This is a genomic window from Nitrospira sp., assembly GCA_037045225.1.
GTDB lineage: Bacteria > Nitrospirota > Nitrospiria > Nitrospirales > Nitrospiraceae > Nitrospira_A.
Window position 1 is genome coordinate 1 of the sequence record JBAOHZ010000007.1, and the last position, 11608, is coordinate 11608.

10 protein-coding genes and 1 pseudogene are annotated in these 11608 nt (G+C 58.3%); 6 read left to right on the forward strand and 5 right to left on the reverse strand.

Annotation, left to right across the window (positions count from 1 at the left end):
• The first annotated feature begins 91 nt into the window (after positions 1 to 91).
• Both V9G17_00565 and V9G17_00570 read left to right on the forward strand, forming a co-directional pair.
• On the forward strand, positions 92 to 2593 hold the full coding sequence (locus V9G17_00565; GenBank protein MEI2751066.1) for a DUF4157 domain-containing protein: 2502 nt from the start codon (positions 92 to 94) through the stop codon (positions 2591 to 2593).
• A gap of 150 nt (positions 2594 to 2743) precedes the next feature.
• A complete protein-coding gene (locus V9G17_00570; protein MEI2751067.1) occupies positions 2744 to 3823 on the forward strand; it encodes a DUF4157 domain-containing protein in 1080 nt (359 codons plus the stop codon).
• Positions 3824 to 3938: 115 nt separating this feature from the next.
• Here the strand turns inward: V9G17_00570 and V9G17_00575 are convergent, their stop codons facing one another.
• From V9G17_00575 to V9G17_00585, 3 genes are all read right to left on the reverse strand, one after another.
• Entirely contained in the window at positions 3939 to 4124 is a 186-nt protein-coding gene (locus tag V9G17_00575; GenBank protein ID MEI2751068.1) for a hypothetical protein, read from the reverse strand.
• Between the two features lie 273 nt (positions 4125 to 4397).
• Complete coding sequence (locus tag V9G17_00580) at positions 4398 to 4856, reverse strand: rhodanese-like domain-containing protein (protein ID MEI2751069.1); 459 nt, start codon at positions 4854 to 4856, stop codon at positions 4398 to 4400.
• Positions 4857 to 5000: 144 nt separating this feature from the next.
• Complete coding sequence (locus V9G17_00585) at positions 5001 to 5435, reverse strand: thiol-disulfide oxidoreductase DCC family protein (GenBank protein ID MEI2751070.1); 435 nt, start codon at positions 5433 to 5435, stop codon at positions 5001 to 5003.
• Positions 5436 to 5681: 246 nt separating this feature from the next.
• On the opposite strand from V9G17_00585, the gene V9G17_00590 reads away from it, so the two are divergent.
• Positions 5682 to 6278, forward strand: a complete 597-nt coding sequence (locus V9G17_00590; protein MEI2751071.1) for a DUF3365 domain-containing protein — start codon at positions 5682 to 5684, stop codon at positions 6276 to 6278.
• A 324-nt stretch (positions 6279 to 6602) separates the two neighbouring features.
• Here the strand turns inward: V9G17_00590 and pyk are convergent, their stop codons facing one another.
• On the reverse strand, positions 6603 to 8042 hold the full coding sequence (pyk, locus tag V9G17_00595; protein MEI2751072.1) for a pyruvate kinase: 1440 nt from the start codon (positions 8040 to 8042) through the stop codon (positions 6603 to 6605).
• A 389-nt stretch (positions 8043 to 8431) separates the two neighbouring features.
• Here pyk and V9G17_00600 point away from each other — a divergent pair, with 389 nt between their 5' ends.
• The 3 genes from V9G17_00600 to V9G17_00610 all read left to right on the forward strand — a co-directional run bounded on the left by V9G17_00600 (position 8432) and on the right by V9G17_00610 (position 10861).
• Complete coding sequence (locus V9G17_00600) at positions 8432 to 8821, forward strand: nuclear transport factor 2 family protein (GenBank protein ID MEI2751073.1); 390 nt, start codon at positions 8432 to 8434, stop codon at positions 8819 to 8821.
• 308 nt (positions 8822 to 9129) lie between these two features.
• Positions 9130 to 9399 (forward strand): hypothetical protein, encoded by a 270-nt coding sequence (locus V9G17_00605; GenBank protein MEI2751074.1) that lies wholly within the window; start codon positions 9130 to 9132, stop codon positions 9397 to 9399.
• Positions 9400 to 9445: 46 nt separating this feature from the next.
• A complete protein-coding gene (locus V9G17_00610) occupies positions 9446 to 10861 on the forward strand; it encodes a TAXI family TRAP transporter solute-binding subunit (protein MEI2751075.1) in 1416 nt (471 codons plus the stop codon).
• A gap of 89 nt (positions 10862 to 10950) precedes the next feature.
• Here V9G17_00610 and V9G17_00615 read toward each other — a convergent pair.
• Positions 10951 to 11481, reverse strand: a pseudogene (locus V9G17_00615) (integrase core domain-containing protein).
• Between the last annotated feature and the right edge of the window lie 127 nt (positions 11482 to 11608).

Genomic DNA, 11608 nt, shown 5'->3' on the forward strand with positions numbered 1-11608 from the left:
GCGATTCGGCGAGCACCCCACGCCTCCGAGCCCGATACGGGGGAAGGGGCGTGGTAAGTAACGGCTGTGGCCGTCCGCGTCTGAGACATCGATGGAGCGGGTCAATCAGGCACGAGCAGCGTCCGTGCAGCAGGAAGGCGGGGCGACGCTGCGCCGGAATGCCCCGGTGGCCTCTCCTGCGTTCGACGAGACTTCTGACGCAGGCACACGAGCGTCCGGTTCCCTCTCACCTCGGTTTACGTACCACCCGAGCCGATTCGGAATATATCCACGTGGGGCGTCAGGCCCGGTTCCCTACCGGATCGGCATGGAGCGAGCCTTCTCCGCCGATCTGTCCGGTGTACGGGCCTACTGTGGCGCCTCCGCTCTCCTGAGAGACTCCGGTGCCCGAGCTGCTGCCTGGCCGGAAACGCTGGTCTTCGTTTCACCGAATCCTTCCCCGCGTGTGGTGGCGCACGAAGTCGCGCATATCCTGCAATATCGTCAGACTCCAGCACCTATCGCTGAGCGGCGAGGACTGGCGTCCCGTCGCGATCCGGCGGAAGCCGAAGCCGGTCGTGTCGCGAGCCTGTTTGCGGCCGGCGCCTCTATTCAGGTGCAGACCCATTCGACCATTGCGCCGATGTTCTACACCGACGAGGAACCAGGTTCCGAAGAGTTTCTCGCGGATCGTCCACCGCTCTTTGCAGGCCAAGAGGTGGGCACCTGGGGAAATTCGTGGCCGGCGAGTTTGATCGCGCGCGAGCGGCTTGCGGTGAGTGTGCCTGACACACAACGTAGCCACGCGATTGTGGAGGCCATTGCGCGGCGCGAGCCGATTGTCATTCTCCATGAATATGGTCGTCTCTGGCTGTATCGGCTGGAATGGGAAGGGCTCTCCGGCCGCTATTCCCGATTCACCAACGCCGAGACCCTATTTCACGAGGGGACGAACGAGCGAGGCAACTATTCCGTCTCCAACGTGCAAGGCCGGACGGAAGTCGAAGCGTTTGTGACGGAGGACGGCGGGGTTCTGTCACCGCCTGGCGCAGGTAAACTCTTCTCCCACACCGGCGGAGAATTTGAAGATCCCTTGGTGTCGAAGGTTCAGAACGCGTCGGCCTTTGTGAACGGCATGCTTGTGGGGCTGGAGAGGGCGAATTTTACAGCCTTGGCGGCCCGGCTTCGTCGTATGGCCGCCCTCAATATGGTTTTCCCGACCCCGTTTGCCATCGGGGCCGTTCGTGGACTGGTCGATGAAATGCTTGAGCTCGTGCAATGGCTGAATCCCCAACAGTGGGTGGCCATCGAAGCGGCGGCGCGCGAGACGATTCTGCTGCTGAGCGATCCGGACGGAGAGGAATTGGCCGCTTCGTTGGGGGAGGAGTTCGGGCGAAGCCAGGCGGATGTCCTCGATACACTTCTGCAGCAGAGCCTGCCGATCTTCGCCTATGAGGTCGGCAAGTTGATTGGCCCCACGATTATCGAGCTCCTGCTCGCGTTGGTCGGCATTGAAATCGGTCCCATGGCAATAATGCAAAAGTCGTTGGCTGCGATGAGGCAGGTTCCTCGTGTGGCTGGGATGCTCCGCGATTTCGCGCTGGTCTTTCCTGATTTGCCCGACACATCCACACCTTCAGCGACGCGGCTTCCCGATCAGGCACCGGGCCATGTTGCAGTTCCGGATGCGTCCACCAACTCAAGTCCCTCGGTCGCAGCACGACTCCCTCAGGGGTTGCCCAACCTCACGCGCGAGGAACAGGCGCTGTTGGCCAGAACCGGCAATCAGGTTGAGTTTCCCGATGCCCTCCCGCAGGACTTGGCCGATCAGGAACTGGCCGTCGTGAAACGTTCTACGAAGCGGCCCACCAGCGGGGGCGATGGAAAGTATGTCAATGAGGTGGATTTGGGCAATGGCCACACCTGGAGAGAACAGCCCAATGGCACCTGGTGCCGGTTCTCGGATAAGCCGACGAATTGTACCGTCCTGATCCAAGAGCCGGGACATCAGGCGCCTGGGACGGTGGTGGCGTTTGCGTCTCGGAAGAGCAGCCTGCGCGAAGTCTATTTCGGTTGGGCGGAAAACAGAGCGGGCGCCAATGTCGAGGTGGCGTTGCTCCGGAGCAGAGGCACATCGGATTATCCGGAAGGGACCTACGTGGTGGTTGTGGGTGGGGGGGGTGAGTTCGTCTATCCGGGGGATACCAGCCAGCCGTGGATCATGGTGGCCCACAGCCATCCTGGCGCAGCGGCTCAGCCTGGCTATGTGAATCCATCGGGTAAGGACATGCAATTGAGCACACGCGGAGGCCGGGGTCGGGCGAAGGCGAGAATCCAGAAATGGATTCATTCCCAGGCACCGGACGGCACGTGGCGAGAAGTGGAATATGGGGTGGATCTGGATCGCGAACAATACTACGTACAGCCGACGGGCGGAGAGCCGATCTTCTTCGATGAGATTACTCCTGAAGACCTGCCGCGAGATGCAGCTCTCAGGTATTGGGAGCTGGAAGAAGCCGGGATGGAGCGCGCGCGGATCGATCTGATGATCGAACAGAATGGGATCGAGTTTTATCTCGGCTGGTATGCGCGCCAGTTCAGATTCGATCCGTGACATCGGAGGTGCGGGATGACACGAAGGATGCAAACTCAGTCACGTCCTTCCGGGAGTGTCTCCAGTAGAAGTGCGGTATTGTCGGACGGGCGGCGCGGTGATCGATCCTGCTCCTGCGGCAACACCTGTCAGGATTGTCGAGCCAGACAGGTGACAGACAGGTTCCCGCACAGCTGGACTGGCGCCATCCCACCCGTCGTCGACGAGGTGCTCGCGTTGCCGGGGGAGCCGCTGGAGGCCGGACTACGTGCGCAGATGGAGTCACGTTTCGGGCATGATTTTGGGAAGGTGCGTGTGCATCACGATGGGAAGGCGGCGGCTTCCGCTACGGCGGTTCAGGCGCGGGCCTATACGGTTGGTCGGGACGTCGTGATGGGCAACGGGCAGTTCTCGCCGGAGACCAGGATAGGGCGAGGATTGCTGGCTCATGAATTGACGCATGTGGTGCAACAAAGTCGTGGCGGCGGCGCCTCGGCCGGTGCCCCGATTTTACAGCGTGCGGGATTTGGCGAGGTCAAAATTGCCGAGTCGACACAGAGCGGGATATCCCACCCGTCCGGTGACCTTGCCGCCGGATTGCCCGCGCCGGATTGCCGTATCCCTTTTGCGCAGCTGTTTTGGCTCGATGCCATTTACCATCCGCAAAGCCCCGCCTGTTGTTTTGCGCAGGTCAGCCTGAGAAGCGATCCCAATCGTCTCGGCGTCTTTCGAGCCGATCATCTGATTGAAGGGCGTCCCGATTGCGAGTACGGCGACCAGCGGCAGCATGACTTCTGGATCGGCCCATGGAGAATTCTGGAGATTACTCCGAGGCTGATGACTGTGGTGAACATGTGCGGAGAAGAGGAGACTCTCGATCTGCAAGGCCAGGGCAGCGTCAGGGGGGAAACGGTACCGGCGGCGAGTCGAGCGGCAAGCGCAAAGCCGGAAGCCGTGGATCCCTCGCCGGAACACATCGTGGAAGAGTCTCAGGGGCGATTGGGTAAGACTCACGACATACGGTATGATTCCGGATGCGATGTCGTGTCCTTTCAGCCGCACGATCGTGCGAAACCAGCCAGAATCTACAAATGGGATCCCGGCCAGGAACTTTTTGTGGATGAGCAGGATCCGACGAATGGACAAACGCCGGGGCAGTTGGAACAGATGGCTGGAATCGTCTTGAAGGAATTCCAGGACGGGTCGTGGGAGGGAAAGAACTGCGGCGAGCTCCCACGCTGGGCATTGTGAGTCTTGTGCCACGTGGATTCAGTGGCGCAGCTTGTCAAAGAGGGGGCATTGCTGGCAGGGCCCGGCCATCAACAGTTGCAGCAGCGGGGAGACGACACCGGTCAGGTGACTTGCGCTATCCCATGGCCGCCCAAATTTTCTGAGCATTTTCCCCTGTAAACGTCATGTCGTCCTGCGCGGAGGAGCTGCGCTCGAAATAGAGATGCAGTAAGCCTCCTCCGAAATGCGCTTCCCGGACGAGATCGAGATTGATTGCCACCTCACCGGTACGTTCTTCATCCTTCACTTTCACGAATCGCATAACCTGTGTCCCTTTCTCATCGATGACTGTGGGGCGGCCATGCCAACCATGGCGTCCCGTCTCTCACGAGAGAGCATACCGCAGAGGTGCGAAAATCGAGAACGAAGGTTTGAAATGAGCATGCCCCGGTAGAGGGTGCTTCCGGCTGGCGGTGGACCTAGAACAGGGAATAGGTGGCAGGTGCCGATACGCTTCCCTCAAGAAAGCATACGAGCGCACTTCCAGGGGCTCGAGCACCTGCATGTGCCTGGCATTGGTGAACAACCCGACGGCTTACTTCACTAGTGGATGGCCGGCCTTTTGCCAATCATCGAGGCCCATGACGACGGCTGTGGTATGCGTGAATCCCAACTCCGCAAGGGATTGGGCTGCGAGGGAGGCACGATTGCCGCTTTGGCATTGCAGGTAGACAGGTTTGTTTGTGTCGAGGTGGTCTGGAAACCCGACCTGTGTCCAGATTTTGAATTCGAGCAGTCCCCGGGGAATGTTGACCGCGCCTGGCACATGTCCCGCCGCGAATTCCTGCGGCTCGCGCACATCGATGATTAATGCCTCACCGGGATTCGCGACGACTTTTCGATACTCCTCCATGCCGATCGTTTTGACCTGCTTCTGTGCCGCTTGAATCTTGTCTGTCACCGACGCTGGAAAGGTTTGCGCGACCGCCGAAGATGGAACGCACAGGGCCGTCGCGATTGCGACGAATATGGATGCTGAAATCATGCGGTTCATAGGGTAGTTCCTTGTATGGAATCTGAGAGTAGGGGTAAGTATCTTCGCCGATATGATCATCTCAAGGAAAAGTCTACACGGTTCCTGTGAGTGGTTCAAGCTACGGGTGTGTGCTGCGTGCGGCGGAATTCCCTACTGCAGGCTTTACACGAACCGTCCGCGCTCATCGGTGGAGGGGGGCCGGCATGCGTCGGTGTTACCCATCCATTCGTAACGATGACGCGCAACATAGTCGTAGAGGGCATCACGCAGGGGGCGTGGAATCAGGAGGCCGAGATAGAATAGGGGCCAGAAGCCTGAGAGGTGTCGGACAATTCTCAGCGCGGCCGTGGATTTGATGTAGACGCGAGTCTGCTCCAGTAGGAGGAAGGTGGAAAAGTCTTTGGTTGAAAGCTGCAGCGTCTTCAGTATCTGCTGCCCCTGGTCGGATTGAAGGGTGCCGAATTTGAACTTCCCATGGGGATCGTGCGCGATCACAAAGTTCACCCAGGCATTACACCAATTACACACACCGTCGAATACAATGACACGCTCATGCCTGGCCCACTGATGGGATCCTGGATCAAGTCTGCCCGTCATGGCCTGCATCTCCCCAAGAAGCGAGTGCTGAATCCGCTCCCGACGGAGTGGAGTCACGTTGCTCAGATGCCATCGTCACGAACATTGTAGCGATTTACACGCAGGCCGGTCCACGGCCTCGATTTATCTGGTGTGTCGGCGTATGCTTTTTCGTGCGGCGACGCGCAGGTTCTGGACGGGGAGCAGTTGGATGTGTTCGAAGAATGAGGTAACTACAGGGGTGGGGACAAGAAAGGTGGGTGCAGCATGACTGGTAAAGGATTTTTCACCGGCCTCGTAGTCGGCATCCTGGCAACCATCCTGTTGAGTCAGTGGGTGGTCAGTGCTGCGAGCAAGGAGGCGAGGGCGGTCCCCTGTTTGCCGGCCGACATGGTTGCTGATTATGTGCATAGCGTGATCCAGGCCGATCGGGAGTTCTACACCACCGACATCGTGGAGCGGATGCAGATGCGAGGTGTTGTCTTCGCCGCAGAAAACTGGAGAGAGACCTCGAGGCTTCCCCTTCCTGCTCAATTCCTGATTGAATCGGGTCGGCTCGTCGCCCAGCGACACAATGGCGTTCGATTCAGGCTGATCAGTAATTGGGCGATCAACAAAACGAATCGGCCGGTCACCGACTTCGAGCGGGCCGGTCTGACCGAGATCCTGCTTAATCCCGATCGTCCTCATATGGGTGTGACGACTGAGGGGGGCAAGCCCGTTTTCCAGGCGTTGTATCCGGATAAGGCCTTGTCCCAGACCTGTGTGAGTTGCCACAATGCACACCCCAATAGTCCGAAGAAAGATTTCAAATCGCACGATGTGATGGGAGGAATCCTACTGACCCTCCCGCTTCCTCAGTAAACCGTGCATCTTGGAGCGACGGTCTCTCCGGTTGAGGGAAATGGGGGAGGAGTGAGCCGGCAATGCGCCGGATCAGGCTTCGCTGAATGGCGATACCCTGTGCCACATGGGTAGGGCCTTAAAGCCGTTCGCATGCGCGCGCGTGAATTGCTCTGCACCAGGGAGTGGAGCGAGACTCCCCTTTCTCCACGAGGGAAGTGTCGTTAACAGTCAGCGTCATCATAGACCCCGCCGCTTTGTGCGTCCTCGCAGAACGAGCCACGCTGTCCCAACTCACGATCCTGTTGGACTGGCAAGGAGGAAATTATCCGGTGAGGTGTTCGCTCAATGACTCACGGCGGATATCTCGGGCGGAATGTCGTCGGAGGGAACGTCGCGAATCTGAATCGAATCGACCCGTTGTTGGGCGAGGACGTCCGAGATGATCACGACCTTGTCGCCGGCCTTGAATTCCTCGCGGTCCTTCAGAATCCGGAACGCGGTTTGCAAAGTCTTTTCGGGGTCCGAACTGAAATCGATCTTGAAGGGAAAGACACCGCGGTTGAGCATCATGGTCCGTCGCGGCTGGCTCATGTTGGTAAAGGCGTAGATGTTGGTGGCAAACGGGCGGCAGTTGGCGACGAGATCGGCCATGAGTCCTCGTCTGGTGATCACGACGATGCCTTTGGCTTTCACGCCTTCGGCGAGCTGGACGGCCGCCGCCGCGAGTTGTTGTTTGTTCTCCGCGTTGCGCAGGTGTTTCGCGAACTGCAAGCCGGGGATCGTTTCCGATTTCAGCGCAATCCTGCGGAGGAATTCGACGCATTTCACCGGATACTTGCCCACCGTGGTTTCCCCGGACAGCATGACGGCATCGGCTTCTTCGTAGATCGCATTGGCGACATCCGTGACCTCGGCCCGGGTGGGATAGGGATTGTGGATCATCGATTCGAGAAGGTGGGTTGCCACAATGACGCGTTTTCCATATTCGGCGCACAGCCGCACGATGGTGCGCTGGACATTCGGGAGGTCTTCCAGGTTGATCTCCACGCCGAGATCTCCCCGCGCGACCATAATGCCGTCCGATTCCTTGATGATGGCTTCGAGGTTCCGGACCCCTTCCTGGTCCTCGATCTTTGCAATGATCTTCACCCTCCCGACCTTATCGCCCATTAACTCTTTGAGCTGCTGAATATCCCCGGCCTCGCGCACGAACGACAGGGCGATGAAGTCCACCTCCCGCTCCAAACCGAACAGGATATCCTTGACATCCTTTTGCGTGATTGACGGGAGATTGACGCGGACACCGGGAAGGTTCACGTGGCGTTTGCTCTTCAAGAGCCCACCGTCCAAGACGCGGCATCGCATGTGGCGTTCGTGCTTCTCCAGCACCTCGAAATTGATCAGCCCGTTGTCCACGGTGATCCGGTCCCCGACATTGACCGCCTCAAGCAAGTCGGCATAGTTGATGTGGATCGAGCTTTCCTCAACGCTCATCGGTCCGCGTGTCGTGACCGACACGATGTCTCCCTGCCGCAGGTCGAGTTCGTTGGAGAGATCACCGGTGCGGATTTCCGGACCTTGCGTGTCCAGGAGGATGGGGATAGGAAACTTCAGTTTCCGGTTGAGTGACTTGATGTGCTGGATGACCTTGGCGTGAGACTCGTGGTCGCCGTGGGACATGTTGAGTCGGGCGATACTCATGCCGGCCTCGTAGAGCTTGTGCAGCATCTCGTAGGATTCTGTCGCGGGGCCGATCGTGCAGATGATACGAGTCTTTTGCATGTAGGTTCCTTGGGCCGCTCACGAATCGCTGCTCGGCGCGGCTCGATCGATCAGGTGGAAAATGTTGGCGTGCGTGGAGAGACGTAACGCGCCGGGCTATTCTACGTGGAATCTTCGGTGTCGTCTATCGTCTCCCACGGCCAGGACGTCTACGGCCGCACAGGAGCCGATGTATTTGTGAACGGAACCACTTTGGCAGATACGCTGAAGAACGAAACGTTCGACACACCGCCGTTCTCGCTGAATCGGCCCCGTGCAACATCACTCGAGCTCGCATCGCTTTCTCGGCATGGTTTGACCGCCTTGAAATAGGTTGAACTGGCACGTAGAATTCCCCGCGTACCGCACATACATCGACCGATCACGCCGCTATTGGGGGACGCTCAACCATGGATAAATCGCTTACCGAGAGCAATCGGGACCTTGTCGTCACAATCCTGCGAGCTGTATTCATCAATCGCGATACCAGCATCGTCTCGACCCATTTTGCAAAATCCTACAAGCAACATAATCCACTCATCCCCAACGGCCCGGAAGCGATTCCTCTGCTGGTTTCGTCTCTGCCGGAAGAATTTCGTTACGAAATGGGGATGGTGCTTGCCCAAGACAATCTGGTGATGGTGCACGGACGCTATACCGGATGGGGGCCCAAGCCTATGATTGCCGTCGACATTTTTCGTGTAGAGGATGGCAAGGTTGCCGAACACTGGGACGTCATGCAAGAAGAAGTACCCGCCACTTCAACGGCCAGCGGCAATCCTATGTTCGTGGCCCTCTAGTATAGGCACCGCTCCGGCTCGCGATCGAACGGCATGAGAGCACTCAGATCGCCACCAAGGTGGTGCTCCTTGATCGCGTGCTCGCGAATTATGGGCCAGAGTCCAAGACCTCACGCGAGTTGCTCCACCATGCCGTGGCCTCCGCCATTGACGTGATCTTTGCTGAAGAAGGGGCTAGACTGGCCACATTAGCTGTCGACGAGAGGCTCGCAGAGATGGATCAATTTCAGACCGCGCTCCGTGAACTCGCGCCACAAAGCAACGCCCAGTACGCGCTTTAGTCCCGTGCGCTGGAGCTGAGTAACGACGTGGTGCAGATGCGGTGGCTGGTGATTGCGTATGAGCAGGCGGCGATCCTCCCGCCATTTCTGGTGGTCTTGGTGCTCTGGCTCGCGATCATCTTCGTCGGGTTTAGATTGCATACTGCGAACAACGCCCTCGTCTTGGCCACCTTGTTCGGCTGCGCGCTCTCGGTCTCCGGCGCGATCTTTCTGATCGAAGAGCTGGATTATCCGCTTGAAGGGGTGATGCAAGTTTCGAGTGCGCCGTTCCGTATTGCGCTGGCCCAGCTTGGATAGTAGCTGATGAAGCACCGAGTGAGTCCGTGTTCACGAGAGAGGCCTCATGAGTTTTGACCTGCCTGACGAAACCTCCACCCTCTATCGGTACGTGAGACGGTTCGATCGGTGGCTGACCAAACTGCGCCACACGGCGACGTCTCGTCAACCTATGATGGGGTTCCAATGGATCTTGCTGACGTTCTTGTTGGTGATTCCGGCATTGGCCATCATCTTCTTTCTGATTCAATGCACCCACACACGGTATGTGCTGCTGACGGGGCCAGCCGGCAGTACAACGGCACAACTGGCCCCACGGCTTCAGACCATTCTCAACGAGCCAGATCCGATCGAGCGGTTCCTCCACTTGAATATCGTGCCGGATTTTGAGTTACGCCCGTCCTGTGGTGCATTTGATTCTATCGCACAGCTGAACGCGGGCATCGCCCATCTTGGGTTTGCAGAAGACGGTCTGCCAGAAGGATTAGTGGCGTCAAGCCATTGCGCGCTGTCTCCGGCTACCGTTCAAGAGATGAGCCCTACCCTTGGGACAGACGCGAAGATACGTGTGGTGACACTGTTGTACAAGTCTCCCCTACAGATTGTTGCGCGTGCCAAGCTGGGGGTCAAAGATCTCCAAGATCTTTCCCCCGGCACGAAGGTCTATCTTGGACCGGATGGCAGTGCGACGAACTTTGTGAGCCAACGCATCCTCGATCACTTGGGCGTGCAGGTGGAGCGCCACGGTCGAAATCTCGACTTCAATCAAGCCGCGAAAGGTCTCCTGGAGGGACAATTCGATGTCGCGTTTTTTCTGATGGGCCTCAAGGCCGAGGTGCTCACAGACCTTTTGCTGCGCCACCCTGAAATGCAGTTGCTTCCGATTGAGCAGGCCGCCAGTTTGAAGATGCTCTTCCCGTATCTTGAACCGCTGACCATTCCAGCCGCGATCTATCCGAATACTGCCCATGAGATCCACACCGTCGGGACCAATACCGTTCTAGTGGCATCCGACGGGCTTCGGGAGGCCGAGGTGTATGCCACGACGAAGAAAATCGCTGACCACGCCCAGAATCTTCTCCGGGATATTCCGCTCAGCTATGCGCGCGAGATCGATAACGATCCGAAGAAGGATTTGTTCTACCCCGTCCATGACGGAGCCCATCGCTTCTTTACTCACGACCCGCCATTCTTTTTGGACCTGCGCACGCTCGCCGGCGTTGGGACATACTTCTCGGTGGTCTCTGCCTTCACCGTCATGCTGTTGCAATTTCTGCGACACTACCGGGTCCATCGGCTCCTCATGGCCCTCGACCTGATTCTGGAACGATCTCAGCAGCTCGGGACTCTGCAGGGGGAGACCCGCTTGCTCCCGCATATGCAGAAAGTCCGGCGCGTAGCCCTGCGACTCATGCGTCGCAGAAAAATCACCTATGACGAATTCAGCCGCATTGAGGACTATGTGAAGGCCCACCATCTTTGATGCTGAGCGAAACGAGAGGCCATAGATGAAAGAGGTGGCCCCGTTTGGTTGGACAGCATGGTCCATTCCTTAAGTGGCGCCTCGCGGTGGTCTGACGTCTTGCCGTCAAGCGCCCTGTGCTGATTATAGAACGTCAGGTAGCGTGCTAGCCCCTGGTGTGCGGCACTCACGGTCTCATACGCGTGCAGATACACCTCCTCGTATGTGATGCTCTTCCAGAGTCGTTCCACGGACACGTTGTCATGTCAGCAGCCTCTGCCGCCCATGCTGATCTGCCTGCCGTGCGCGTTCAGAATCCCCGTGAACTCGAGGCTCGTGAACTGGCATCCTTGGCCGGTGTTGAAGATAGTCGGTGCATCATAGGTGGTTACGGCTTCCTGGACCGCCTCCAGCTGTCCAATCTTGGCATGGAGGACCTTGAGATCCGGCACGTCTGGCTTTTGGGTTGTGCCGCCAAATACAGCTCCTGCCCGCTCCAGTAAGTGTCGCTTCCATTCGGTGATCTGGGTGGGATGGACGCCATGTTCCGCCAATTCCGCCAGCGTCTTGTCGCCCCTACACACTGCCAAGGCCACCTGAGCCTTGAATGCCGGGCCGTGATTGCGTCTGGATCTCTTCATCGCCGTGCTCCTCTGGTTCGCCACCTCTGGTGGCTTCGGTGAAGCAAGGCGACCACTTAGCACCCTGTCCGAACTCTCGGGGCTCTCTCTGAGAAGGCCTGCGGCCGTATAGGGTACTAGCCTATTG